The sequence below is a fragment of the Terrabacter sp. Soil811 genome (assembly GCF_001429655.1).
Classification (GTDB): Bacteria; Actinomycetota; Actinomycetes; order Actinomycetales; family Dermatophilaceae; genus Terrabacter.
On record NZ_LMSX01000001.1, the window covers coordinates 1,187,237 to 1,213,359 of the forward strand.

21 protein-coding genes are annotated in these 26,123 nt (G+C 72.2%); 6 read left to right on the forward strand and 15 right to left on the reverse strand.

The annotated features are described in order from the left end of the window. Window positions 1-3: 3 nt before the first annotated feature. Window positions 4-1,470: an HNH endonuclease signature motif containing protein gene (locus ASH01_RS05560; protein WP_056772304.1), complete on the reverse strand. Its 1,467-nt coding sequence runs from the start codon at window positions 1,468-1,470 to the stop codon at window positions 4-6. A gap of 110 nt (window positions 1,471-1,580) precedes the next feature. Between ASH01_RS05560 and ASH01_RS05565 the strand changes: the two genes are divergently transcribed. Continuing rightward, a complete protein-coding gene (locus ASH01_RS05565; RefSeq protein WP_056772307.1) occupies window positions 1,581-2,426 on the forward strand; it encodes a phosphatase PAP2 family protein in 846 nt (281 codons plus the stop codon). On the opposite strand, the gene ASH01_RS05570 is transcribed toward ASH01_RS05565, so the two are convergent. The 4 genes from ASH01_RS05570 to ASH01_RS05585 form a co-directional block, all read right to left on the reverse strand. Next, on the reverse strand, window positions 2,416-3,276 hold the full coding sequence (locus ASH01_RS05570) for a carbohydrate ABC transporter permease (protein WP_056772310.1): 861 nt from the start codon (window positions 3,274-3,276) through the stop codon (window positions 2,416-2,418). The genes ASH01_RS05565 and ASH01_RS05570 overlap by 11 nt on opposite strands. Beyond that, window positions 3,273-4,457, reverse strand: coding sequence for a carbohydrate ABC transporter permease (locus ASH01_RS05575; RefSeq protein WP_235508521.1), 1,185 nt, complete (start codon window positions 4,455-4,457; stop codon window positions 3,273-3,275). The genes ASH01_RS05570 and ASH01_RS05575 overlap by 4 nt, the downstream gene beginning before the upstream one ends. A gap of 81 nt (window positions 4,458-4,538) precedes the next feature. Then, the gene (locus ASH01_RS05580) at window positions 4,539-5,789 is read right to left on the reverse strand and encodes a sugar ABC transporter substrate-binding protein (protein WP_056772315.1); all 1,251 of its coding nucleotides are present in this window, start codon (window positions 5,787-5,789) and stop codon (window positions 4,539-4,541) included. 51 nt (window positions 5,790-5,840) lie between these two features. Continuing rightward, window positions 5,841-6,965, reverse strand: a complete 1,125-nt coding sequence (locus ASH01_RS05585) for a LacI family DNA-binding transcriptional regulator (RefSeq protein WP_056772318.1) — start codon at window positions 6,963-6,965, stop codon at window positions 5,841-5,843. 216 nt (window positions 6,966-7,181) lie between these two features. Here ASH01_RS05585 and ASH01_RS05590 point away from each other — a divergent pair, with 216 nt between their 5' ends. Both ASH01_RS05590 and ASH01_RS05595 read left to right on the forward strand, forming a co-directional pair. Beyond that, window positions 7,182-9,302, forward strand: coding sequence for a glycogen debranching N-terminal domain-containing protein (locus ASH01_RS05590; protein WP_056772321.1), 2,121 nt, complete (start codon window positions 7,182-7,184; stop codon window positions 9,300-9,302). A 58-nt stretch (window positions 9,303-9,360) separates the two neighbouring features. Then, window positions 9,361-11,046, forward strand: coding sequence for an FAD-dependent oxidoreductase (locus ASH01_RS05595; RefSeq protein ID WP_082619410.1), 1,686 nt, complete (start codon window positions 9,361-9,363; stop codon window positions 11,044-11,046). Window positions 11,047-11,068: 22 nt separating this feature from the next. Here the strand turns inward: ASH01_RS05595 and ASH01_RS05600 are convergent, their stop codons facing one another. The 5 genes from ASH01_RS05600 to ASH01_RS05620 all read right to left on the reverse strand — a co-directional run bounded on the left by ASH01_RS05600 (window position 11,069) and on the right by ASH01_RS05620 (window position 13,941). After that, window positions 11,069-11,362, reverse strand: a complete 294-nt coding sequence (locus ASH01_RS05600; protein ID WP_056772324.1) for a hypothetical protein — start codon at window positions 11,360-11,362, stop codon at window positions 11,069-11,071. Between the two features lie 89 nt (window positions 11,363-11,451). Next, window positions 11,452-12,075, reverse strand: coding sequence for an FMN-binding negative transcriptional regulator (locus tag ASH01_RS05605; protein WP_056772326.1), 624 nt, complete (start codon window positions 12,073-12,075; stop codon window positions 11,452-11,454). A gap of 86 nt (window positions 12,076-12,161) precedes the next feature. Beyond that, window positions 12,162-12,434: a hypothetical protein gene (locus ASH01_RS05610; RefSeq protein ID WP_056772329.1), complete on the reverse strand. Its 273-nt coding sequence runs from the start codon at window positions 12,432-12,434 to the stop codon at window positions 12,162-12,164. Beyond that, window positions 12,431-13,300, reverse strand: coding sequence for a DUF4097 family beta strand repeat-containing protein (locus tag ASH01_RS05615; protein ID WP_056772331.1), 870 nt, complete (start codon window positions 13,298-13,300; stop codon window positions 12,431-12,433). Before ASH01_RS05615 ends, ASH01_RS05610 begins: the two co-directional genes overlap by 4 nt. An 80-nt stretch (window positions 13,301-13,380) precedes the next feature. Then, window positions 13,381-13,941 (reverse strand): toxin-antitoxin system HicB family antitoxin, encoded by a 561-nt coding sequence (locus ASH01_RS05620; protein ID WP_056772334.1) that lies wholly within the window; start codon window positions 13,939-13,941, stop codon window positions 13,381-13,383. Window positions 13,942-14,047: 106 nt separating this feature from the next. Between ASH01_RS05620 and ASH01_RS05625 the strand changes: the two genes are divergently transcribed. Together ASH01_RS05625 and ASH01_RS05630 are read left to right on the forward strand one after the other, a co-directional pair. Beyond that, entirely contained in the window at window positions 14,048-15,364 is a 1,317-nt protein-coding gene (locus tag ASH01_RS05625) for an MBL fold metallo-hydrolase (protein WP_056772336.1), read from the forward strand. Window positions 15,365-15,467: 103 nt separating this feature from the next. Next, window positions 15,468-16,565, forward strand: coding sequence for an MBL fold metallo-hydrolase (locus tag ASH01_RS05630; protein WP_235509532.1), 1,098 nt, complete (start codon window positions 15,468-15,470; stop codon window positions 16,563-16,565). 27 nt (window positions 16,566-16,592) lie between these two features. On the opposite strand, the gene ASH01_RS05635 is transcribed toward ASH01_RS05630, so the two are convergent. The 4 genes from ASH01_RS05635 to ASH01_RS05650 form a co-directional block, all read right to left on the reverse strand. After that, window positions 16,593-17,087 carry a GtrA family protein gene (locus ASH01_RS05635; RefSeq protein ID WP_156415440.1) on the reverse strand — a complete coding sequence of 165 codons (495 nt, stop codon included), beginning with the start codon at window positions 17,085-17,087 and terminating at the stop codon, window positions 16,593-16,595. A 50-nt stretch (window positions 17,088-17,137) separates the two neighbouring features. Continuing rightward, window positions 17,138-19,216: an ArnT family glycosyltransferase gene (locus ASH01_RS05640; RefSeq protein ID WP_056772343.1), complete on the reverse strand. Its 2,079-nt coding sequence runs from the start codon at window positions 19,214-19,216 to the stop codon at window positions 17,138-17,140. A gap of 189 nt (window positions 19,217-19,405) precedes the next feature. Continuing rightward, complete coding sequence (locus ASH01_RS05645; RefSeq protein ID WP_056772347.1) at window positions 19,406-21,175, reverse strand: sensor histidine kinase; 1,770 nt, start codon at window positions 21,173-21,175, stop codon at window positions 19,406-19,408. Continuing rightward, window positions 21,153-21,890 (reverse strand): response regulator transcription factor, encoded by a 738-nt coding sequence (locus ASH01_RS05650; protein ID WP_020142123.1) that lies wholly within the window; start codon window positions 21,888-21,890, stop codon window positions 21,153-21,155. Before ASH01_RS05650 ends, ASH01_RS05645 begins: the two co-directional genes overlap by 23 nt. A gap of 140 nt (window positions 21,891-22,030) precedes the next feature. Here ASH01_RS05650 and ASH01_RS05655 point away from each other — a divergent pair, with 140 nt between their 5' ends. Continuing rightward, a complete protein-coding gene (locus ASH01_RS05655) occupies window positions 22,031-22,822 on the forward strand; it encodes a hypothetical protein (protein WP_056772349.1) in 792 nt (263 codons plus the stop codon). On the opposite strand, the gene ASH01_RS05660 is transcribed toward ASH01_RS05655, so the two are convergent. Next, entirely contained in the window at window positions 22,823-26,017 is a 3,195-nt protein-coding gene (locus tag ASH01_RS05660; protein ID WP_056772352.1) for a response regulator, read from the reverse strand. Between the last annotated feature and the right edge of the window lie 106 nt (window positions 26,018-26,123).

Sequence of the window (26,123 nt, forward strand, 5' to 3'; positions counted from 1 at the left end):
GCGTCAGGTCGGGGTGAAGTCGACGAGGTGCAGGTGCAGGGTGCCACCGGAGGGGGCGGGGTAGCGCCGCCCGAGTCGGGTTGGTGGTCTGCGACGGTCCGGCTGGTCCGACCCGTCCGGTTGGTTCGGGTCGGGGGCCACGGCGAGGCGGGGCGGCGCGTGGGGTGGGGGTGGTTGCTGGGGTGGGCCGATGAGCAGGCCGGTGTCGGTGTGGAAGGTGAGCCCGTCGGGGCGGGTGGGGTCGCCGGTGAGGGTGAACTCGCCGCGGTGGTGTCCGTCGTGGTGGAAGGTGCACAGGGCGAGCAGGTTGGTGGTGTCGGTGGGGCCGCCGTCGCGCCAGTGGGTCAGGTGGTGGATCTCGAGGTGGTGGGTGGAGGCGCAGCCGGGGAAGCGGCAGCCACGGTCGCGGTCCAGGACCAGGATGCGGGTGCGGTGGGGGACGACGCGGTGGGCGCGGCCGACGTTGACGGGGTGCCCTTGCGTCTCCCAGACCGGGGTCAGGGTGCCGTCGCAGGTGAGCTGGTTGGTGATGTGCTGGGGCAGGCGGGGGCGGCCGGTGAGCCAGCCACCGTCCGTGTCGAGGTGGACCTGCACCCGGTAGCGCGCCCGCCGGGCTGCACCACCAGCCCTGTCACTGCCTGCGGCGTCGAGGGAGCGGGTGGCGAGCACGAGCAGGGCGTCGGCCCACGTGACGCGGGGCCGGCCGCCGTCGATCTCGGTCCAGGTCGGGTGCAGGACGTCCCCGTTGAGGGCCTGCTTCTGCTCGTGGCTCACGCTGCCGTCAGCGTCGTGGTCGCTCTCGGGGGTGAGGGTGTGGAAGAGGTGGTCCTTGGCCTCGGCCAACGCTGACTCGACGAGGGCACCGACCTCGGCCGGGGCGTCGTAGCGCAGCCGGAACCGGCCGTCGACGTCGAGGCCCATGCTCAGGTGCGCCGGCTCGACCGGCATCCGCTTCCGTGACCCACCGCGTCCGTCCTCCCCGCCGCTCTCGTCACCGGGCGGCATCTCGCCGGGCAGGCCCCGGCCGCGGTCGTCGACGCTGTCGGGCTGCAGGGTGAAGTCGTAGCGGGTCACCGAACGCTGCAGCTGGGTCACCGTCGCGTGCTGGGCGAACTGCGCGACCGTGGGGTCGAACGCGGCCGGGGTGTGCCGGGCCACGACCGCCGCCTGGTCCAGGCTGATCCGCCCCTCCCGCAACGCGGCAACGGTCGCGGGCAGCTCCCCCGCCCGGCGGGCCAGCAGCACCACCGCACCGGCCTGACCCCGGGACAGCCCCGCCCGGAGCATCAGCCAGTGCTCGGGCGAGCGCAGCCCCGCGGCCTGCCACGACCCGTCGGCCAGGACCGCGACGACGAAGTCGACGAGCCGGGCGTGCGCGTCGTGCAGGTCGGCGGCCAGGGACGCGACGTGGTCCCAGTCCTGCTCCTCTGCTCCATACCCACAATCGTACAGGTGTTCGACTGGCTGCACCAGAGTTGTCCACACCGAAAACGACTGTCCCACAATGGTTTACGTCGCAACGGGACGCGCCGGACGGCATACCTCCGCGCCCGGTGACCGCTGCTGGGTAAGGATGGGGCATGCCAGAGCCCACGCGCCCGCCGACCCCGGACGACACGATCGGGGCACGCGACCTCACCACCTGGCACACCCGCTTCGGGCGGTGGCTCGTCGACGTCTTCGCCGGCCTGGCCCGCGTGTCCCGACCGGCAGCCCGCCGCATCCGGTCGTGGTCCTCCGCGCACGTGGCCTTCGTCGTCTTCGCGGTCATCGCGCTCGTCGTCATGGTCGCCCTCGTCGAGGGCATCGAGACGGTCTACGAGGGTGTCGTCGGGCGCGACGGCCTGACGGCCGTCGACCAACCGGTGCTCGACACGGCGATCACCCTCCGCTCGCCCGGCCTCGACTCCGCCGTCACGGCCTTCACCGACGTCGGCGGCCCCGTCGGCATGCCGATCCTCGCCCTCGTCGCCGTCGCGATCATCACGTGGCGCCGTCGCCGGTGGACGCCGATCGTCCTCACCGTCATCGCCGCGGCCGGATCGCTCGCCATGACGATCGTCGGGAAGAACTTCGTCGACCGCGCCCGCCCTCCGGCCTCGCTCGCCGTGCCACCGCTCGAGCTCTCGCCGTCGTTCCCGAGCGGCCACACCCTCAACGCGACGGTGCTGACGACGATCGTCGTCTACCTCGTCCTCATCGAGACGACGGCCGCCTGGCAGCGGACCCTCGCGATCACGGTCGGCACGATCTTCGTCCTAACGATGGGGCTCTCTCGGGTCTTCCTCGGGCACCACTGGCTCACCGATGTGCTCGCCGGCTGGCTCATCGGCCTCGCCTGGGCCCTCGCGGTCATCACCGCGCACCGCCTCTGGCTCACGCTGCGCCAGCGACCTCAGGCGGCGGGTGGGCCCATCACCCCTTGACGCCTCCCTCGTTCGCACCCCGGATGAAGTAGCGCTGGAGCGCGAAGAAGAGCAGCGCGACCGGGATCGTCGTCAGCAGGGCGGTGCCGAGCTTGAGCGGGTACTGCGTGCCGGCGCCGAGCTGTCCGCTCGTCATGCTGGCCAGACCGGTGACGAGCGTCTGGTGCTCGGGGGTGCCCTTGGTCACCACGAGGAAGTGTGAGAACTCGTTCCACGAACCCTGGAACGACAGGATGGTCAGGGTGATGAGCGCCGGCTTGGCCATCGGCAGCACCACCGACCAGAAGGTGCGGAAGATGCTCGCGCCGTCCATCCGGGCCGCCTCCTCGATCGAGATCGGCACCGAGTCGAAGAACTGCTTCATGATGAAGATGCCTGCGGCGTCGACGATGAGGGGCAGGATCATCGCGGTGTAGGTGTCGTAGATGCCGAGGTAGTTGACCATGAGGAACTTCGGGATGAGCAGGGCCACACCCGGCACCGCCATCACCGCGAGGAGAGCGGCGAAGACGGCCTTGCGGCCACGGAACTGCAGCCGCGAGAGCGCATACCCGGCCAGCGAGTCCAGGAAGACCCGGCAGGCGGTGACGACGAGGGTGATGAGGACCGAGTTCTGTGCCCAGGTGGTGATCGGCACCGACGAGTCGCCGGTCTGGCCGAAGATGCGCTGCCACACCTGGGTGGTGAAGGGATTGGGCACGAGCGACAGCGGGTTGTTCGCGGCGTCCGGATCGGTCTTGAACGAGGTCGCGATCTGGATCAGGAACGGGTAGATGAAGAGCACGGCGAACGCGAGCACTGCCACGTAGAGCAGGATCGTCTTCACGGGGTTGGACCTGCGAACGTTCATCTGCGGCCTCCGCGTCGGAAGAAGGGCTTGCGCTCGTCCTTGTCGGTCAGCACGTACCGCTGGACGCGCGTCAGGACGACGATGATGAGGAACACGACGAACGCCATGGCCGCGCCCGAGCCGTAGCGGAAGTTGCCGAAGCTCTGCTGGTACGACAGGAAGGCGGGGCTCAGTGTCGTCCCCGCGGGAGCGCCCTTGCCCATGACGTAGATCTGGTCGAAGACCTGCCACGTGCCGATGAGCCCGAGGGTGATGACGAGGAAGAGCGCCGGTTTGATCATCGGCAGCGTCACGTGCCGCAGCTTCTGCCAGCGCGAGGTGCCGTCGAGCGCCGCCGCCTCGTCGATCTCGACGGGCAGGTCCTGCAGCGCCGCGATGAACATCAGCATGAAGGTGCCCGACGTCGTCCAGATGACGAGGAAGATGATCACGAACATCGCGACCGACGGCCCGGAGAGCCAGTCCCAGAGACTGCGTCCGAAGATCTCGCCCTGGGCCCACGCGGGGTTGTCGATCCCGACGGCGTTGAAGGCGAGGTGGAGCAGGCCGCGGCTGTCGCTGAACCACTGTGGGCCGTCGATGCCGAAGAATCCGAGGAAGGCGTTGACGGCGCCGGTGTTGGAGAAGAGGAAGAGGAACACCGTCGCGATGGCGATCGAGCTCGTCACCGACGGGAAGTAGAAGGCGGTGCGGAAGAAGCTGCGGCCCTTGAGCATCGTGTTGTTCACGAGCAGCGCGAGCGCGAGTGCGAGGACGGTCTGCAGCGGGACGACGAGCAGCACGTAGTAGAAGGTGTTGCCGATCGACTGCATGAAGTTGTCGCGGGTCAGGCCGTCACGCGCGAAGAGGTCGGTGTAGTTCTTCAGACCCACGACGTCGGTGCCCTGCCCGACCACGAACGGGTTGGTGTTGCCCTGCCAGTTGGTGAAGCTCACCCACAGGGCCATCCCGATCGGGATGACGAGGAAGAGCCCGAGGATGACGATCATGGGAGCGACGAAGATCCAGCCTGCCGCACCTTCACGCCCCCGTATGCCGCTACCGCTGCGGCGTGGGGCACGTCGGGCTCCGGGGGCGCCGGCCGGCCCGGTCGGGGTGCCCGCGGAGGCCGCGGCCACCTGTCCGGCTCGCGCGCCGGACGCGGAGACGTCGTCCTGCGGACGTTCGTCGATGGATGCCATGGAGCCCTCCTGGGGATCGGCGACCGTGGGGAGAGGGCGTCCGCCCGCCGCGCCATGGGGCGGGCGGACGCCGTGGCTGGGTCAGTCGGAGATGGCCGAGGTGCCGTTCTTCTGAAGCTCCGCGAGCCAGGCGTTCGGGTCGCCGCCCTTGCCCAGGGTCGCCAGCTGCGAGTTGAACTTCGTCATGACCTCGTCGAAGCCCGGCAGGTTGACCGGGCCCTGCGCGTACTCGCCGCCGGCGACGAAGGCCTGCTGGTCGGGGAACTTCGCCGCGAACGCCTTGGCGCCCTCCTCGGTCGAGGGCATGACGCCGAACGCGTCGGCGAACTTCATCTGCTGCTCAGTCGTGATGAGCGACTTGACGAGGTCGACGGACTGCGCCTGGTTCTGCGACTTGGCGGCGATGCCCCAGCAGTTGCTGAAGAGCAGCGTGCCCTTGCCGGCCGGGCCCGCGGGGAGCTCGACGACCTTGTACTTGAGGTCGGGGAAGTCCTTCTTGGCACCGCTGATCCAGTTGCCCTCGATGGTCATGGCCGCAATGCCCTTGCCCAGCGCCTCGCCGCCCCAGCCGGTGGCCGGGGAGGTGTCGGAGCTGAACTTGAGGACGCCGTCCTTCATCATCTTCTGGACCTCGGCGAGGCCCGCCTTGGCGGGTGCGCTGTCGGCCGTCATCGTCTTGCCGTCCTCGGAGACGATCCACCCACCGGCCTGCTTGATGAAGGCTCCGCTGCGGTTGATGTCGTTGCCGATGACGAGACCGGTGACCTTGCCCGACGTCAGCTTCTTGGCGACGGCCTCGAGGCCGGCCCAGTCCTTGGGGATGTCGGCGTCGGTGAGCCCGGCCTTGGTCCACAGGTCGGGGTTGATCTCAAGAGCGAGGGTCGAGTAGTCCTTGGGGGCGCAGTAGAACTTGTTGTCGTAGGTGAAGGCCTTCACGAGGGCCGGCAGGAAGCCGGCGTCCTTGACCTGGTCGCCGTAGGCGTAGAGGTTTCCGGCCTTGGCGAACGTGCCGACCTTGGAGGCGTCGGTGTAGAAGACGTCGGGAGGCGTCGTCGACGCGAAGGCCTGACCCAGCTGCTGGCCGAGGTCCGAGGCGGCGATGACCTCCACGGTGTTGCCGGTCTTCTTGGCCCACGCCTCCGTGGCCGCCTTGACCGCGTTGGTCTCGGCGTCGCCCGAGCTGCCGATCATGACTGTGAGCTTGACCGGGCCCTTCGCGGTGGCCTGCGGCGCGTTGTTGCCACCGCTGAAGCCGCCCCCGCCGCAGGCGCTCAGGGCGAGCACTCCGGTGAGGCAGGCCGCTGCGGCGGCCGTGGTGGTCTTGCGTGACATCGTTCTCTCCTGTTTTCGGGTGTGGTGTGGTCAGCGGCACGTACCCGTGGATCACGGGCGTATGCCGGGTGGGTCCTCGTCGGGCCGCGCTTGCTTGGCGGTGGGTCGGGTGTCGGCACGCGCGGGGGCGGCCGGTTCGCGCACGCTCGAGGCGCGCACGGTCAGGGAGGGCTCGAGGAGCACCGGTCCGGGTGTGGTCGTGGGGTCGACGAGCATGTCCCAGGCGGTGCGGGCGGCCTCGGCGACGGGCTGGTGGACGCTCGTCAGCTGCATGGCGGCAGCCACGTCGGTGTCGTCGAAGCCGACGACCCCGACGTCGCGTCCGGGCTCGAGGCCGCGGTTGCGCACGGCGCGCAGCACCCCGAGGGCGAGCAGGTCGGAGGCGCAGACGACGGCGGAGTCCGGACCGAGCCGGTCGAGCAGTCGGGCGGCGGCGTCCGTCGCCTCGTCGAGGTCCTGGACCGCCTCGGCGGTCGGGGCGTCGCCCGTGACGCCGAGCTCGGCGAGGCCGTCGGACCAGCCCTGCCGGCGGTTGTCACCCACGGGTGAGCCGGTGGGCCAGCCGAGCCAGCCGATCTGGGCGTAGCCGGCCTCGGCGAGGTGCCGCACGGCCTGGAGCACGCCGGCGTGGCCGTCGACGTCGACCCAGCGGGTCAGCTCCGGCAGGTCCCAGACGCGTCCGAAGGACACGAAGGGCACGTGCTGCTCGAGCAGCCAGGGCGGACGGGGGTCGGAGTGCCGGGTGTCGGCGAGGACGAAGCCGTCGACGAGACCGCTCGCGAGGGTCTGCCGGTAGCCGGCGATGACGTCATCGGGGTCGGGTGCGAAGGCCACGAGGTGGCTGGCGTGCGAGGGCGCCGACACGGTGAGCTCGACGAGGAACTCGTCGAGGATGTGGCCGAGGCGGCGGTGGCCCGACGGGTTGACCTCGAAGCCGTAGGCCGAGGCACGCTGACGGCGCAGCTGCTGCGCGGACACGTGCGGGGTGAAGCTCAGCCGCTCGATCTCCCGGAGCACGCGCTCGAGGGTGTCGGGGGCGACCTTGTGCGGTCGGTTGAGGGCGTTGCTCACCGTCTGGCGCGACACGCCCGCGGCCTCGGCGACGTCGACGATGGTCGGGCGCGACGGGGCGGCGACAGCGTCTCGCCGGGCCTCTCGGCTCTCGTCGGTGCTCACCCGTCACGCTCCCTTGCGCTTGGTCGCGGCCCGCCACGGGCCGTGTTGATCGTTCAAAACGGAACAGACTTGAACGTTCATACGTGAGGGAGCATGCTCTTGTCTGCCCCGATGGTCAAGCGTGCTTGACCATTCCGTGACAGGTTGGTCGGGCGCCCTCGGCGTCCCCCCGCACCTCTCCGGCAACGACCCCTGCTCCCGACGGAAGGCCCCTCGGTGTCCGAGCGCGACGCGCCGCTCCCCCCTCGCCAGCCCTGGCTGCACGAGCTGTCCATCGTCGTCGACGGGAACGCGACGGTGCTCTCGGACCGCTCGGGTGACGTGCTCCCCGGCACGAGCCAGGGGCTCTACGTCGACGACCGGCGCATCCTCGGCACGCTGCGCCTCGAGATCGCCGGCGAGACGCCGGCCTTCGTGGCCGAGCGCGCGTCGGGCGCCGCCGCCGACTACGCCGCGGCCGCGCGCGCGCTGGGCAACCCCGGCCCCGACCCGACCGTCGAGGTGCTCCGCAGCAGGCGCCTGCTCGGGTCGGGCACCCGCACCCTCACCGAGCACGTCGCCATCACCTCGCGGGCCGCGCAGACCGTGCACGCTCCCCTTCGCCTCGTCGTCGCCGGCGACGGCCTCGACATCGGCGCCGTGAAGTCCGGCCACCTCAGCGGGCCCGCCACCGCGGCCACCGCGACGGCCGACGGTCTCGTCCTCACCGACGACTGGCACCGCACGACCGTCGCCCTCGAGGAGCTCCCCCCGGGCGCCACCGTGGCCGTGCGTCCGGGTGACGACGGTTCCGTCGCTCTCGAGACGACGCTCGTCGTCGAGCCCGGACTCACCGCCTCGGCCTGCCTGCGCATCACGACGGAGCGGCTGCAGGCCTCCGCCTTCGACGCCGACCCCGGCTCCGACGCGCTGGCGTGGGACGACGTGCGCGTCACCGCCCAGGACCACCGGCTCGCCCGCACCGTCGAACGCGGCCTCGACGACCTGCGCCACCTCGTCCTGCGCGACCCGGCATCGCCCGAGCACGTCTTCGCGGCCGCCGGAACCCCCTGGTACCTCACGCTTTTCGGCCGCGACTCCATCTGGACGGCACGCATGCTGCTGCCGTTCGGCACCGAACTCGCCGAGGGCACGCTGCACACCCTCGCCCGACGCCAGGGCACCACGCACGACCCCGTCACGGGCGAGGCGCCCGGCAAGATCCCACACGAGCTGCGGCGCCACGTGCACCGGGACACGACCACCGGCATGACGCTGCCGCAGGTCTACTACGGCACCGTCGACGCGACCGCCCTCTGGGTCTGCCTCCTCGCCGACGCGTGCGACTGGGGCCTCCCGCTCGAGCGCGCCCGCCCCCTGCTGCCGGCCCTGCGGGCAGCAGTCGCCTGGCTCACGGGCGACGGGCAGCCCGACGACGACGGCCTGCTCAAGTACCTCGACACGTCCGGCACCGGCCTCGCCAACCAGGGCTGGAAGGACTCCGGCGACTCGATCCGCTGGCGCGACGGCACCGTCGCCGACGCCCCCATCGCGCTCGTCGAGGCGCAGGCGTATGCCGTCGAGGCCCTCCGCGCCGCCGCACGCCTCCACCGGTCGCTCGGTGACGACACCGCGGGAGCCACCGAGGCCGACGCCGCGGACGCCGCGGCGACCGCTCTCGAGGGCCGGTTGCGCGCCCGCTTCTGGGTCGACACCGACGCGGGCCACCACCTCGCCATCGCGCTCGACGGCGCGGGCCGAGCGGTCGACGGGCTCGGCTCCAACATGGGCCACGTGCTCGGCACGAGCGCCCTGTCCCCCGACGAGGCCGCCCGGGTGGCGGCCACCGTCACCGGCCGCGAGCTGCTCGACGACTTCGGCGTGCGCACCTTCGGCACCGGCAACGGCGGCTTCAACCCCATCGGCTACCACACCGGCTCGATCTGGACCCATGACACCGCGATCACGGCGATCGGCCTGTCCCGTGAGGGATTCGGCGCCGAGGCGAGCGAGGTCGCGCGGACCCTGCTCGCGTCGGCCGAGGCCTTCTCCTACCGCTGGCCCGAGCTCTACTCCGGTCTCGCGCTGGCCGGTGCGCCGACGCCCTACCCGGCGTCGTGCCGGCCCCAGGCGTGGTCGGCGGCCTCCGCCGTCGCGTTGCTCACGGTGGCGCTCCGTCCCCGACCCGACGCGGCCACCCGCACGCTGCACCTCTCGCCGGTGCGGCCCGCCCCCTACGGGGCGCTGCGCGTCGAGGGACTGCGCTTCTGCGGCGGCCGCGTCGACCTCGCCGTCTCGGCCGACGGTGACGTCGAGGTGCTCAGCGCACCCGACGACGTCACGGTCGTCACCGACTGAGGCGACGGCATACTCCACGGCATGTTCCCGGGGGGCCGGGGCTCCTAGGATCGGCAGGGTGAAGCCGGCGATCATCCTCGTGTCCGAGACCCGCTGCGACGAGCTGCTCGACGAGTTCGGGCGCTACGCCCGCGACTACGAGCTGCCCACGGCGACCTCCGCCCACGAGGCCAAGCTGGCCGCGAAGCGCGTCGTCGCCGAAGGCGGCCAGGTGGCGATGATCGTCACCGAGTCCCGCCTGCCCGACGCCGACGTGCACGAGGCCTTCCACTGGTGGCGCCAGACGGTGCCGACCGCCCGCCGGGTCATCGCCGCGCACGTGTCGACCTTCAGGGAGGACGCCGAGCGCCTCCGCGGTGGCATGGCCAAGGGCAAGTACGACGCCTACCTGCTCGCGCCGCGGGGTGCCCGCGACGAGGAGTTCCACACCGCCATCTGCGAGCTGCTGTCCGACTGGGGCTCGACGGTGGCCGAGCCCGAGGTCGTGGCGGTTGCCCTCGTCTCGCCCGTCGAGGACGCCCTGACCCTGAGCATCCGCGACTACCTCGACCGGATGGGCCTGCCCAACCGCGTCTACGCGCCCGAGAGCGAGAAGGGCCGGCACGTCCTCGCGCTCGTCGCTGCCGAGGGCGGCGAGGCGGAGTTCCCGCTCTTCATGGACCTCAACCAGCGCGTCGGCAGTGCCAGGAGCGTGCGCGACGTCGCGTCCGCCATCTACGGTCGCCCGGCCGACGTCGATGTCGACCGCGTCGTCGACGTCGCCATCGTCGGAGCCGGCCCGGCGGGTCTCGCGGCCGCCGTCTACGCCTCGTCCGAGGGACTGAGCACCGTCGTGCTCGAGGCCGAGGCCGTCGGCGGACAGGCGGGCACGTCGTCGATGATCCGCAACTACCTCGGCTTCCCGAGGGGCATCAGCGGTATGCGGCTCGCCCAGCGGGCGCGCAACCAGGCGATCCGCTTCGGCACGCAGTTCTTCTCCGGCTGGCCGGTGACGTCACTCGTGCCCGGCGAGGTGGACGCCGAGGGCGTCCTCGCGCCGCACCGCCTCCGCACCGAGGGCGGCGACCTGCTCGCCCGCGCGGTCGTCGTGTCGGCCGGGGTGAAGTACCGCCGTCTCGACGCGCCGGGCATCGAGCGCCTCGTCGGGCTCGGCGTGCACTACGGCAGCGCCATGACGGCGGCCCGCGAGATGGAGGGGGCCGACGTCGTCGTCGTCGGTGGCGGCAACTCGGCGGGGCAGGCGGCGATCCACCTGGCCCGCTTCGCCCGCACGGTGACGATCCTCGTGCGGCGCGCATCGCTCGCCGAGACGATGTCGAGCTACCTCGTCGGCGAGATCGCCTACAACCCTCGGATCTCCGTCCTCGCCTGCTCCGAGGTCCTCGAGGGTGGGCCCGGCGAGGACGGCCGGCTCGGATGGGTCACCGTGCGCAACACCGCCGACGGCACGCAGGAGCGGCGCGAGTGCCGCGGCCTCTTCCTGCTCATCGGCGCGGCGCCGCACTGCGACTGGCTGCCCGACGAGGTGGTCCGGGACGAACGGGGCTTCGTCCTGACCGGCCGCGACGTGCCCCAGGACCGCTGGCGCGACGGGCTGCCGCCCGAGAGCCTCGAGACGACGGTGCCGGGCGTCTTCGCGGCCGGGGACATCCGCGCGGGCTCGATGAAGCGCGTGGCGTCGGCGAGCGGCGAGGGCGCCTCGGTCGTGCCGCTCGTGCACGCCTGGCTCGACCCGTCGCACTGACGACCGGGACGGGGACGAGTGGTCAGAGGCGGATGAGCTGGCCGTCGCGGAACGAGTAGCGGTAGGCCGTCGTCGTCGCCGCCGGCAGGTTGGCCGGGTGAGCCGCGTGGTTGCGGTGCGGGTGCGGCGTCGGCGCGGACGCCGTGCGGACGGGCGTCAGACCGCCGGAGACCCCTGCGGCGTGTGCCTCCCCGGCCCCCAGGGCCGTGGTGCCGACGAAGGCGACGGCGACGGCAGCGCCGGCTGCGCCGAGGCCGCGACGGAGCGTGGCACGGAAGGTCGAGGGAGCATTTCCGGGGCGGGGTGTCGTGTCCATGTCCCCACGTTCGCGCCGGCGCCTGTGGGGCGTCTGTGCCCAGGTGATGCGTTCGGCATGGGCTGGGCGGCCTTGTGCCGCAGCGGCGTTCAGCCCCGGAGGGTGCGTTCCATCTCGTCGGCCACCACGAGCGCGGCACCGGAGCCCTCGGCACGCATCCCCGCGATCGCTCCCTCGCGGTCGGCGTCCGACCGGTTCTGGCTCAGCTTGGCCTTGCCCTCGACCGACTCGACGACGACCTCGATGCCGACGATGGCCCGCAACCGCCCGCGGACGTACTTCGACGGGGCATCGGTGACGGACCACGGCAGCTCGCGCCCGGACTCGTGCCGCTCGGTGAGCCGGGTGACGACGTCGAGCACCCAGTCGGGGTCGTCGTGGACGGTGACGGCGCCACGCAGCTGGACCTCGGTGTAGTTCCACGTCGGCACGACGCGTCCGTGCTCGGCCTTGCTGGCGTACCACCCCGGGGAGACGTAGGCGTCGGCACCGCCCACGACGACGAGTCCCGGCGACCCCGGCGCGATGCGCGCCCAGTGCTCGTTCGCCCGGGCGAGGTGGCCGACGACGCGGTCGCCGTCGACGATGACGGGCAGCAGGGTGGAGTCCGGACGACCGTCGGGCCCGACGGTCACGAGGCGGGCGGCCGGATGGGTCGCGAGGAAGGCCGTGACGTCGGGTCCGGCCATGGCGTTCGCCGTGGGCACGTACATCCTCCGATGGTGCCACGCGCCCGGTGGGCGGAGATGCACGGAGCCCGCCGACGGGGGTCGACGGGCTCCGTGGGGAGGGATGGGCTTCAGCTGTGCCGGTGCGGGGCCCGGCGGGGTGCTGCGGTCCAGGGACGCGGGCTGCCGGCGTGCGGCGCGGGCACGACGTGCAGGTCGGCGCGCCCGGGACGCTCGGCGGAGGGGTCGAGCCGCTCGGCGAGGCTGCGCAGCAGGAGCGCGGCCCGGACGTGCCGGCGGGTGCGACCCACCTTGGGGGCGTGGTGACGGGCGGCGACGCGCTCGACGATGCGGTCGCGGGCGATCGCCTCCTGGGGCGACAGGCTCAGGGTCCCGGTGCTCATGCGAGGCTCACCTGCGCCCGCTTGACCCGGATGTCGCCGCTGCCCGAGTGCACGACGAGGCGCGCCTGGGCCTCGGAGTCCCCCGGTCCCGAGGTCTCCTCGAGGTCGATGTCGACGTCGCCGGTGACGGTGTTGAGGTCGAGGTAGGCCGCGACCCCGTGGGCGACGGCGATGGTGACGTCGCCCGTGCCGGTCCTGGCCCGGACCTCGCCGCCGTGCACACCGTCGAGGCTGACGTCGCCCGTGCCGGTCGTCAGCTCGAGGTCGCCGGTCGAGGCGCCGATGTGGAGGTCGCCCGAGCCCGTCTTGGCCTTGACCGCCGCGTCGGAACGGCGGAGGGAGATGTCGCCGCTGCCCGACGTCAGGTCGAGGCGACCCCCGCCCGTGCCGACGGTGATGTCGCCCGAGCCGGTCTTGGCGTCGAGGTCGCCGCTCGCCGACTGGAGCGTGATGTCGCCAGAGCCGGACTTGAGGCGAGCCGAGCCGACCTCGTGGAAGGTGAGGTCACCGGCCCCGGTGGCCGCACGGACCTCGCCGAGCAGCCCGGCCGCCGTGATGTCGCCGGCCCCCGTCTTGGCATCGACCGTGCTCGACGCGGGCAGCTCGACCTCGACGTCGACCGAGCCCTTGGTGCCGAGCGAGAAGAAGCTGTCGCGCAGCTTCGGCGCCAGGACGGACACGTCGTTGCCGTGGGCCTCGACCGTGAACTTCTCGGCGATCTCGGCGCCGTGCTTGCCGTGCGGGTGCAGGCGGACGGTCGTCGTCGGACCGGTGCCGACGGTCAGCGTCAGGTCGCCGACGAGGAGCTCGGCCTTGAGGGTGATGGGACCCGTCGTGTCGAAGCGGGTCTCGAGGGTGGTGCCCATGGGAAATCCCCTTTGCTCTGCGGTCGTGAGGGTGGCGGTCGTGCTGTCGGTGCGCTGGCCGTGAGGCGTCTCGGTGCCGGTCATCGGACCCAGCCCTGCACGCGCTTGTTGGAGGAACGGTTGCGGCCGGGCGCGCCGGGCCCGAACTGCGGGCCGGGCGGCATCGGCGGGAAGCCGGGCATCGGCGGCACGCCGCTCCCGGTGGCGGCGCGGACCGCGTTGACGATCCACGTGTTGAGCGACTGGCCGCGGCTCGTCGCGAGCTCCTCGGCCCGGACCTTGAGGGCCTCGGGCAGTCGGAGCGTGATCCGCGACGTCTCGGCGCCCTCGTCCTCGGGTGACACCACGGTGGTGTCAGCGGTGTCGATCGCCTGGGTGTCGTCGGCGAGGGCCGACGGGCCGCCCCCGACGACGACGAAGACGGGCTCGCGGCCCTGCAGGCGGACCTCGACGGACGTGCCGTCGAGCTCGTTGGTGATCTCGGCCGCAGCGTGCGAGAGGGCGTCCATGAGAGCCAGGCGTGCTGACGAGTCGAGCGCGAAGCCGATCCGCTCGGCGGCCTGCTCGGTCTCCGGACCCATCGCCCTGGCCGCCTGGGCGAGATCCCGACGCAGTGCGTCGACGTACTCGGTGATGTCCATGTGCATCACTATGACACCACTGTGGTGTCACGTCAACACCATGATGACGCCGACGTGTCGCGGGGTACGTTCACCCCACTCCTCGCCCCTCGTTGAAAGGTGCCCGATGCGCAGCCTCGGAACCTCCGACCGCCCGTCCGTCCGCACCGTCTCGTCCGCCATCGAGAAGGTCTCCTCGCGCACCCGGGCGCGCCAGTTCGTGCGGGTCATGAACCGGATGGGCGCGTCGCCCGCGGCGATCCTGCCGTTCGTCCAGGACTCCCCGAACTTCACGAACCGCCGCTTCGAGGGCGAGGAGCCGTCCCTGCGTCCGCGGGTCAAGGCCCAGACCAGCGCCCTGCTCGCGGCGATCCGGGTCAGCGGCCGCGGCCAGCCGGCGAGCACCGTGCCGGTCGTCACCGCGAAGCCGCCCCGCCAGCCGGGCGATCTCGCCGTCACGTGGTACGGCCACGCCACGAGCGTCCTCGAGATCGACGGTGCCCGCTTCCTCATCGACCCCGTCTTCAGCGAGCGCGTCTCGCCGATCCGGCACTCCGGGCCGAAACGGATGCACCCGGTCCCCGGGTCGATCGCCGACCTCCCGAGCATCGACGCCGTCCTCATCAGCCACGACCACTACGACCACCTCGACCAGCCGTCGATCGTCCGGCTCGAGGAGACGCACCGGCCGCACTACGTCGTGCCCCTCGGCGTCAACGCCCACCTGCTCGCCTGGGGCGTGCCCGAGTCGCGCATCACCGCGCTCGACTGGCGCGGCCAGACCGAGGTCGCCGGCATCCGGCTCACGTGCACCGAGGCGCGGCACAACTCCGGCCGCGGGCTCGTCGACAGCCAGACGCTGTGGGCGGGCTGGGCCCTGCACGGCCCGCGCCACACGGCCTACTTCGCCGGGGACTCGGGCACGTCGAAGCGCTTCGCGGCGATCGGCGCGGACCTCGGCCCGTTCGACGTCACCCTGATGCCGGTCGGGGCCTACGACTCGTTCTGGCCCGACATCCACATGGACCCGGAGCAGGCCCTCGCCGCGCACCGCGACGTCAACCGCATCGGCGACGAGGCCCACGCCCTCACCGAGGACGCCGCAGGCGTGGCCGACGACTTCATCGAGGGCGACCAGCGCATCGACACGCCGGGCGGCACCCACGAGGAGGGCGATCCCACCGAGACGACCCGCACCGTGCAGACCGCCGCACGCGAGTCGCTCCTCATCCCGATCCACTGGGCCACCTTCAACCTCTCGATGCACTGGTGGGCCGAGCCCGTACGCCGCATCCGCCGGGCCGCGGTCGAGGCGCGGGTCCCCGTCGCCTTCCCCCGCGTCGGCGAGCGCGTCGACCTCACGACCGCTGACGCCGTCAGCGTCGCGGCCGCCCACGCCGAGCCGTGGTGGGAGGACTGCGCGGCGCCCGAGGACCGCGACTGAGGGTCGGGAACTCGGGCGGCCCGCCCGACGCTGGACGAGAATGACGGCAGCCCGCACTCGCGTGGCCGCCCGAGCCGTGAGGCACGACAGGCAGGAGAAGCCCGTGCAGCTCCCGATCCTCCGACGGATGGGCGCGTCGACCGCGACCCAGCGTCAGCGCGCGAGCGCGTCGCCGAACTACCGTGAGGGCGAGTTCCGCTCCCACGAGCCCACGCACGTCGTCGCGACGTCCGAGGCCGAGGGCCCGGGCAGCATCCTGACGACGATGGTCCGCGAGTTCGGCCGCGGCCGACCCCGGGGCACCGTCCCGCTCGTGACGCCCCGGCACCCGCACGAGCCCGCCGACCTGGCGGTCACGTGGTACGGCCACGCGACGAGCGTCGTCGAGCTCGACGGGCGACGCTTCCTGCTCGACCCCGTCTTCGGCAAGCGGGCCTCGCCGTCGCTCGTCGCGGGGCCCAAGCGTCTGCACCCGGTCCCGGGCCGCATCGCCGAGATCCCGCACCTCGACGCGGTCGTCATCAGCCACGACCACTACGACCACCTCGACGAGCCGTCGATCCGGCAGCTCGAACGCACCCACCGCCCGCACTACGTCGTGCCGCTCGGGGTCGACGCGCACCTGCTGGCGTGGGGCGTGCCCATCGGGCGCATCACGAGCCTCGACTGGCGCGAGGAGACCGAGATCGCGGGCATCCGCATCACGTGCTCCGAGGCCCGGCACTTCTCGGGCCGCGGCTTCGTGCGCAACCAGACGCTCTGGGCGGCCTGGTCGCTGCGCGGGCCACGCCACGCGGTCTTCTTCGGGGGCGACTCGGGGCCGACCCACCGCTACGCCGACATCGGTGCCGACCTCGGTCCGTTCGACCTCACGATCATCCCGATCGGCGCCTACAGCGTGCACTGGCCCGACATCCACCTCAACCCCGCAGAGGCGATCGACGCGCACCTCGACGTCAACAAGGGCGAGACCGACGCGGTCCTGCTGCCCATCCACTGGGCCACCTTCAACCTCGCGACCCACTGGTGGAGCGAGCCGATCCGCTGGGCGCGACGGGCTGCCGCCGAGCGTGGGGTGCGGATGGTCTCCCCTCGCGTCGGGACGCGGATCCAGCTGAGCGACAACGACATCGACGAGGTCGTCGCCGCGCACCAGGACCCGTGGTGGGAGTCGTGCGCCGACCCCGAGGACCACGACTAGGAGCCCATCCGCTCCGACGGAGCGCCGTCAGCGCTCGCCCTGCGGGCTCTCGAGCACGCCACCGCTCGCGTATGCCGGGTCGTGACGGTCCGTCGGCTCGCCCGGCGTGCGGAAGATCCACCGGCGCATCGCCAGGAACCTCGCCGCTGTCGACAGCACGTTGGCCACGGCGACGACGAGGGTCTGGACGAGCGTCCCCGCGGAGGGGGCCACCGTGCCGAGCACGGCGAGCGCGACGGTCGTGGCGGCATACGTGATGGCGAAGATGACGAGCGCCTGGCCGTGGTGCGTCACGAGGTTGCGGCGTCCCGACACCCCGAAGGTCCAGGCCCGGTTGAGCCCGGTGTTGACGACGGTGGCGATGACGAGGGCGATGCCGTTGGCCAGCTGGGACGGGGCACCGCCCCGCACCAGGGCCGCGAAGAGGCCGAGGTGCAGGGCGGTGGAGATGACTCCGACGCCGGCGAAGCGGATGACCTGCTGCGAGAGGCGGGCTCGGGACACCGAGGTGGAGTCCGACATGCTCGTCACCCTCGTCACCCTCGTCACCCTCGTCACCGTCGTCGCCGTCGTCACTGGAGGGGCTGGGTCAGGTCGTAGAACGTCGAGCCGTCGATCGTCACCGAGGTGAAGTTCGCCTGCACCCACGAGCTGATCTCCGACGAGGCGCTGCTGCCACCGTTCTGGTTGCCGAATCCCCTTCCGCCACCGGCGAAGTAGTGGATCTGGCCGTTCGCGACGTACTGCTGGAACTGCGCGAGCGTGGGGCTGGGGTCGGAGCCGTTGAAGCCGCCGATCGCCATGACGGGCAGCTGCGTGCCGAGCTGGAGACCGGCCGCCGTCTGGGATCCGACTGCTGCGGCGACCCACGTGTAGCTTCCGGCATCGGCCGAGAGGGCCGCGACGACTGCGGTGCTCGGCGTCGAGGCGTCGAGCAGACCGCCCATGCCGCCACCGGTTCCTCCCGTCTGCGGACCGCCCTGCGTCGTGCCGTTGGCGCCCTGCTGGGTCGTGCCGGTCTGGCCCGGCAGCTGCGGCGGCGTGCCACCCATGCCGCCGCCACCGGGGCCCCGGCTCGACCCGGCGGGACCGGCCGTCACGATGGAGCCGCTGTGGCCCTGGGCGGTGGTCGAGACGGCATACGCCCCCGAGCCGGCCAGGCCGGCGACGAGCGCGGCGGCGAGGACGAACGGGACGGCGCGGGCGTGCATCCAGCGGGTCGCGAGGATGAGCAGGGCGGCAGCCATGCCGACCGCGAGGACCGAGATGCGCAGCCAGTCGCCGTAGGCCGTCGTCCGCGACAGGAGGATGAAGCTCCACGTCGCGGCGGCCGCGGTCGCGGCGGCGAGGGCGATGGTGCCGACCGCGCTCGAGCGGCGCTGCCAGGCCTCGACCGCACCCATGCCGACGACGGCACCGATCGCGGGGGCCAGGGCCACGGTGTAGTACTCGTGGAAGATGCCGGCCATGAAGGAGAAGACGAGCATCGTGACGACGAGCCAGCCTCCCCAGACGAGGTAGGCGGCGCGGCGCAGGTCGGTGCGCGGGCGACGGCCCCGCAGCCACAGGCCGGCCGCGAGGAGGATCAGCGCGCTCGGGATGAGCCACGAGATCTGGTCGCCGACACTCGAGGAGAACATCCGGAAGAGACCGGTCGAGCCCCACATGCCGCCACCCGCGGTCGCGCCGCCGCCGCCGACCGAGCCGGTCTCGTCACCGCTGAGGCGACCGAGGCCGTTGTAGCCGAAGGTCAGCTCGAGGAACGAGTTGGTCTGGCTGCCACCGATGTAGGGACGGGCCGAGGCCGGGACGAGCTCGACGATCGCGACCCACCAGCCGGCCGAGAGCACCATCGTGCCGACGGCGAGCAGCGAGTGGACGATCCGCTTGCGCAGCGTCGTCGGGGCGGCGATGAGGTAGGCGAGCCCGAAGAAGGGCACGACGAGCAGGACCTGGAGGGTCTTGGTCAGGAAGCCGAGGCCGATGAAGACGCCGACGATCATCATCCACTTCGGCGAGGCCTGCTCGATCGCCTTGATCGTGGCCCAGGCGCCGAGCGCCATGAGGAGCGTCAGGAGCGCGTCGGGGTTGTTGAAGGTGAACATCAGGGCCGCGACGGGTGTCAGCGCGAGGACGACACCGGCGATGAGTCCGGCCGCCGCACCGAAGTGGCGCTTGACCGTCGTGTAGACGACGCCGACGGTCGCGACGCCCATGAGCGCCTGCGGCAGCAGGATCGCGAAGGAGCTGAGGCCGAGGAGCCGCACCGAGAGGGCCATCACCCAGAGGGAGGCCGGCGGCTTGTCGACGGTGATCGAGCTCGCGGCGTCGGAGCTGCCGAAGAAGAAGGCCTTCCAGCTGTCGCTGCCGGCCTGGACGGCCGCGGAGTAGAAGGAGTTCGCGTAGCCGCTCGCCGTGAGATTCCACGTGTAGAGCACGAGCGTGACGAGCAGGAGGCCGAGGAGCGCGGGGCGCGCCCACGACGGGTCGGCGTCGGCTCCGCGCCACAGACGCTGGAGTCGGCCGGGACGACCCGCACGGCTGGCGGGATGCGTGGTCTGGGGGCGGGCGTCCGCCGGCCCGACGGGCGCCGGCGCGGTGCTGCCCGCTGTGCCGGTCGCGCCCGTGGTGGTGAGGGTCATCGTGTCCATGGCTCAACGTTCGGGCGGGCGGCTGTGCCGTTCCTATGACCCGACTTTGGTGCCGGCATGAGGTCCGGGTCGCACTCCGGGCTCACGCCGGAAGCGCGCCATGGCGCACGTCCGGCGGCGTCGAGGTCGGGATGACGGCGGGAAGTGCGCCACGGCGCTGGTCGGCCGGGAGGGTCCCCCGGGGCGCGGTCAGGGGGCGGCGGGGAGGAGCAGGCTGAAGGTCGTGTCGCCGGGGCGGCTGTCGAGCTCGACGTGACCGCCGTGCGCCTTGCTGACGGCGGCCACGATCGAGAGACCCAGACCGGTGCTGCCACCGGCTCGCACGCGGGCGTCATCGCCACGGGCGAAGCGCTCGAACACGTTGGGCTGCAAGGCATCCGGCACACCCGGGCCGTCGTCGTGGACGGCGACCCGCACCCACTCACCCTCGGGGCGCACCGACGTCGTGACGCGGGTGCCGTCCGGGGTGTGCGTACGCGCGTTGGCGAGCAGGTTGGCCACGACCTGGTGCAGGCGGGCACCGTCACCCGTCACCTCGACGGGCTCGGGCGGCAGGTCGAGGTCCCAGCGGTGGCCCGGCGATGCTGCGTGCGCGTCGCTCACGGCGTTGATGACGAGCATCGACATGTCGACCGTGGTCTCCTCGAGGGGGCGGCCGGCGTCGAGGCGCGCGAGCAGGAGCAGGTCCTCGACGAGCGAGCTCATCCGGTCGGCCTCCGACTCGATGCGGCCCATCGCGTGGGTCACCGTCGGCGGGACGGGGTCGGGCTCGCGGCGCGACAGCTCGGCGTAGCCCTTGATCGAGGCCAGCGGCGTGCGCAGCTCGTGCGAGGCGTCGGCGACGAACTGCCGCACCCGCTGCTCGCTCTGGTGGCGCGCATTGAGCGCCTCGTCGACGTGGTCGAGCATCTCGTTGAAGGCGGCGCCCACCTGGCCCACCTCGGTTCGGGTGTCGGTGTCGGCGGGGTCGACCCGCTCGGCGAGCGCGACCTGGCCGGAGTCGAGCGGGGTCTGCGAGACCTTCGTCGCCGTCGCGGCGAGCCGACGGAGCGGTTCGAGGTTGCGTCGCACCAGCCACGTCCCGATCAGGGCCACGAGGATGAGGCCCGCCGCGACCGTGCTGATCGCGAGGACCACCATCTGCTGGACGGTGCGCTGCTGCTGCGCCATCGGCAGTCCGACCACGAGGACACCCGGCGACGCATCAGGTGACGTTGGAAGGCTCCCCCTCGGCCGGAGAGTCTGGTAGGTCGCGATGACGCGGTACGTCCCGAGGTTTCCACCGAGGTCGATGTCCGTGGCGTTGGGACCGAGTCCCGCCCCGGCAAGGACCTGCAGCTGGGCCGCGGTGAGGTTGGTCGGCTGCTTGTCCAGGGACGTTGCCTTCCCGATGTCCGTCGGGAACAGACCCGTCGGTTTCGTGGGGAGGAAGGCGTTGAGCCCTTCGTCGCCCGGCCCCCCGAAGCGCCGCTCATCGTCCCCGCTCACGCTGAAGTCAGGGAGGGGACCCCCGCTCAGGATGCGCGAGAACGACTCGTGGAGCTGGTCGTCGACCTGTCCGGTCAGCTGGCGGTCGAGGGCGACGACGGTGAAGGCTCCGGTCGCGAGACTGAGGACGGTGAAGAGTGCGAGCATCGAGGCGACGAGCTTGGCTCGCAGCGTCCAGGCCGACCACGGCCGCGCCTGGCCACGCGCGTCAGCGAGCCGCCGGCCCAGCGGCACCCGGGCGTCGGCGTCGCCGTCCACGCCGTCCACGCCGTTCACGCCGTCCACGCCGTCCTCGGGACGCGGCGTGGCCGCGGAGGGTGCCGAGACGGCATACGTCATCGGGTCGTCGGTCTCGTCACGGAAGCCGACGCCCTCGGGGAAGATGTCGGGCGCGCCCGCACCGTCGTCGTCGGGCAGGTCCGCGCGGTCCGGCAGCTCGGTGCCTGCCTCAGGCGGCCGGCTTGAGGACATACCCGGCTCCTCGCATGGTGTGGATCATCGGCTCGCGACCCGCGTCGATCTTCTTGCGCAGGTAGGAGATGTAGAGCTCGACGACGTTGGCCTGGCCGCCGAAGTCGTAGTTCCACACGCGGTCGAGGATCTGCGCCTTCGAGAGGACCCGCTTGGGGTTGCGCATGAGGTAGCGCAGCAGCTCGAACTCCGTTGCGGTCAGGTGGATCTCCTCGCTGCCGCGCATCACCTCGTGGCTGTCCTCGTCGAGGGTGAGGTCACCGACGACCAGCACCGAGTCGGACGCCGACACGGCGATGGTCGTGCGGCGCATGAGGGCACGGACGCGTGCGACGACCTCCTCGAGCGAGAACGGCTTCGTGACGTAGTCGTCCCCGCCGGCGGTGAGGCCCGAGACGCGGTCCTCGACGGCGTCCTTGGCGGTGAGGAAGAGGACGGGCACGTTGCTGTTGTCGGCACGCATGCGTCGCAGCACCTCGAGGCCGTCGAAGTCGGGGAGCATCATGTCGAGCACGACGGCGTCGGGGTCGAACTCGCGGGCCGCGCGCACGGCCTCCATGCCGGTGCCGGCGGCGCGCACCTCCCAGCCCTCGTAGCGCAGGGCCATGCCGAGCAGCTCGGTGAGGTTGGCCTCGTCGTCGACGACGAGCACCCGCACCGGGGATCCGTCGAGTCGCTGGAGTCGGGCCGCTGCAGGCTTGGTCTTCTCGCTCATGTCATCCAGTGAAACCCCTGGGCCTGTGCCGTGACCAGTACCTTCCTGTGCGAATCCTGTGGAGTGACTGTCCCGAAGTCCCAGCGGCTCGATGGCTGCGCCACAGCACCCGCACAGGCAGCCGCCCGACCGTTGGCCCCATGAGCAACGAGTCCACGCCACAGGTCCCGGCGTCGCAGCCGACGCCCGCGCTGCCGCAGTTCGACCCGAACGCGCCGGCCGCCCACCACACCGACGACACCCAGCAGCTCCCGTCGGCGACGACGACCGAGATGCCGGTGACCCCGCCGGCCACGCCGTACGCGTATGCCGTGTCGCCGGGGGCCGCGACCCCCCTCGCCGGTCCCGACGTGCCGCTCTCACCCACCGGCCTGCCCGTCCGCGAGAGGGCGGTCCGCGAGAAGGCGGTCCGCGAGAACCCGGCCGGCGTCGCGGGGACCGGTGACGGTCCTCGCTGGAACGCGAAGAAGACCGCGGTGACCGCCGGGCTCGCGCTCGTGCTGACGTCTGCGGGCGCCATCGGTGCCGCAGCCGCCATGCCGGCCGGGTCGACGGGCGGGGACACGGGCTTCCGCGGCCCGGGCGGCGGCCGCGGCTTCCAGTTCCCCGGGGGCCAGCAGGGCCTGCAAGGCCAACAGGGTCAGCAGGGTCAACAGGGTCAGAAGAACCAGAACCCCAACCTGCAGGGCACGACCCCGCAGCAGCTGCCCAACCTGCAGAACGGCGTGCCGGGTGGCGGACTGAGCGGCATCGACCCGAACCAGCTGGGCCAGCTCGACCCGCAGGACCTGCTCCAGCAGCTCGGTCAGGGCATCGACCCGTTCTCCGGCCAGGACCCCAGCCAGGACCCGAGCCAGGACCCGAGCCAGGACCCGAGCCAGGACCCGGGCCAGGACGACTCGAGCTCGTCGGGAAGCACCACGACGACCTGATCAGCCACGCAGCGCTGCCGCGTACTCCTCGAGCGCCCTCGCCGCCCGGTCGACCTCGTCCTCGACCCGGGCGACGAGGGCTTCGTCGGCCAGGCGTCCCGCGGCCCCGAGGTCCTCGACCTGGTGGCACAGGTCGGCGAGGGCCGAGGCCCCGAGGTTGGAGGCGGTCCCCTTGAGCCCGTGCGCGATCCGGCCCTGCATCTGGGCGTCGCCCTCGGCGCGCGCGTCGACGAGGTCGGACAACCGCTGACGCGCACCCGAACCGAAGCGGTCGATGAAGCGCAGCAGCATCGAGGGGTCTCCGGGGTCGAGGTCGCGCAGCTCGTCGAGGCGGCTCAGGTCGAGCACCTCGGCGCCGGCCGCCGGCGCATCAGCCGCCCCGGAACGCGGGCGCGGCGCGGGTCCCGAGCCGGTCCAGCGCTGCAGGGTCGAGGCGAGCAGCGCGACGTCGATGGGCTTGGTCAGGAAGTCGTCCATGCCCGCCTGCAGGCACCGCTCCCGCTCGCCGGCGATGGCCGAGGCGGTCATCGCGATGACCGGGAGGCGATGACCCGGCTCCTCCTGGGCCCGGATCGCCCGGGTCGCCTCGTAGCCGTCCATCTGGGGCATCTGGCAGTCCATGAGCACCGCGACGACGTCGTCACCCCGGGCGGCATGGGCCGCGACCCCCTCGACACCGTTGCCGGCGAGCACGACGGCGTAGCCCAGGCTCTCGAGGACACCCTGCGCCACCAGCTGGTTGACCTCGTTGTCCTCGACGACGAGGACCGTGCCGAGGTGCCCGTCGGGACCCGGCGGCGCGACGACGGACCTGGCCGTCGGGGGCTCGGGCACGAGGTGGCGACCGGCGACGTCGGCCATGGCGTCGAAGAGCGAGGACGGCATGACGGGCGCCGTCAGCGTCGCGTCGACGCCGGCCTCCTTGAGCGTCGCCACGTCAGGAGGCGGGACGTGCGCGCACACGAGCACGACGCGTACGCCCGCGAAGCGTTCGTCGGAACGGATCATCCGCGCGACCTGCAGGCCGCCTGCGCCCGAGCCGGGGTCGTCGAGCACGACGACGTCGAGCGGGGTGCCACCGCGGTCGGCCCGGTCGAGCTGGACGAGACCGTCGACGCCGGAGCCGGCCGACGTCACCGACATCGACCACGCGGAGAGCTGCTCCTCGACGCGGACGCGGTGCGGCACGTTGGAGCCGACGACGAGCGCCCGGAGCCCCGACACGGCCGCGGCCTGCGACTCGGAGCGGCCGAGGCTGCGAGCCGAGGCAGGCTCGAACGCCGCGGTGAACCAGAAGGTGCTGCCCTCCCCCGGCTCGCTCTCGACGCCGATCTCACCGCCGAACGCCGTGACGATCTCCCGGCTGATGGCCAGGCCGAGCCCGGTGCCGCCGTACTCGCGGGTCGTCGACGAGTCGCCCTGGGAGAAGGACTCGAAGAGCCGGGACCGCACCTCGGGTGCGATGCCCGCCCCGGTGTCGGTGACCTCGACCCGCAGCACGGGTCCGGTGTCGGTCACGTGGTCGAGCGTGAGGTGGATGACGACGCTTCCCGAGTCGGTGAACTTCACGGCGTTGGTCGTGAGGTTGGCGACGACCTGCCCGAAGCGCACAGGGTCGCCCGAGACCATGAACGGCACGTCCGGACCGTGGGTCACCGAGAGGTCGAGCGACTTGGCCCGGGCCCGCTCGGCGAGCAGCGCGACGCCGCGTTCGAGCACCGCGGCCGGGTCGAAGTCGACCGACTCGAGCTCGAGCCGGCCGGCCTCGATCTTGGACAGGTCGAGGATGTCGTTGACGAGCTCGAGCAGCACGTGGCCCGCCTGGTCGATGCCGTCGGAGAGCCGTCGCTGGTGCGGGGTCAGCTCGGTGCGTCCGAGCAGCTCGCTCAGGCCGATGACGCCGTTGAGCGGGGTGCGGATCTCGTGGCTCATCGTCGCGAGGAACTCCGACTTGGCCCGGGAGGCCTCCATGGCGGCGTCGCGGGCCGCGGCGAGGTGCTCGGCGGTCCACTCGCGGTCGGCGACCCGGGCGAAGAGCGCGGTGATCTGCGTGATCGTCACGGCGTCGGACTCGACCGGCGGCGCCGCGCTGCGCATGTCGAGCACGACGACGCCCGCCACCCGGCCCTCGTGGACGATCGGCACGGCGACGATCGTCGAGCCCTCCGGCGACGGTTCGGCCACGACGGCGCGGCTCTGGGCGGCACGGGCGGCGAAGTCCAGGCCGACCTCGACCGGCAGCCGGCTCGACTCGGTGCCCTCAGGGGCCCGGACCGGCTCGCCGAGGGCTCCCTCGGCGTCGACGACGGTTGCGAGCACGGGGCGCCACGTCGTGTGGCGGGCCACCTCGACGAGCACGGCGGGCAATGCCTCGTCCAGCGTCGCGGCCTCGTTGGCGGCGGTCGCCATCGCCGTGACGAGGCCGAGTGCCTGCTCGGCGTCCTTCTTCTCCGTGATGTCCTGGGTCGTGCCGCCCATCCGGATCGCACGACCCTCGGGATCGCGCGTGACGAGCCCTCGACCGCGGATCCAGGCGATGTCACCGGACGTGCGGACCACGCGGGCGTCGAACTCGAACGAGTCCGTGGCGACGAGCGCCGCGCCGACGACCTCGGACACGTGGGCCCGGTCGTCGGCGTGGATGCGGGCGAGGAAGCCCTCGTAGGTGGGGGTGAGGTCGGTGCGGTCCAGCCCGTAGATGCGGTAGAGCTCGTCGGACCACGACACGCGGTCGGCCGTGACGTCCCACTCCCAGCTGCCGATCTTGGCGATCGACTGCGCCTCGGCGAGCTGGTCGAGCAGCTTGCGCTGCGCGCTGTGCTCGCTGACCCGGTGCATCCAGCCCCGCCGCGCGCCCGAGTCGTCGACGAGCGGCGTGTGCGACACGAGCGCCCAGAAGCGGTTGCCGTGGGCGTCGAGGAGGCTGCACTCGATGTTGTCGCCGGGTTCGCCCCGGGCCGCGAGCTCCCCGAGGTGGTGGCGGAACTGCTCCTTGCCGATGTCGTCGACGGCGTCGAAGACCGAGAAACCGACCATGTCGTCGGGGTCACGACCGAGCAGCTCGGCCATCCGGGCGTTCGCGAAGAGGGTGCGCCCCTCCCCGTCGAAGACCCACAACCCGTCGGGCGAGGCGGCGACCATCCAGCGGAAGAGGTCGTCCCCCGCCGACTCGCGACCGCCCGCAATGCCCGACATGTCCCGATCCTCGCGCATGTGGGGCCGCGGCGCCCGGATGGCGCGCTCTTTTCGGCACGGGAGGCCGGGCGAGGCGCAGGTGAGCCTCGCCTTCGGTGACAGCGTC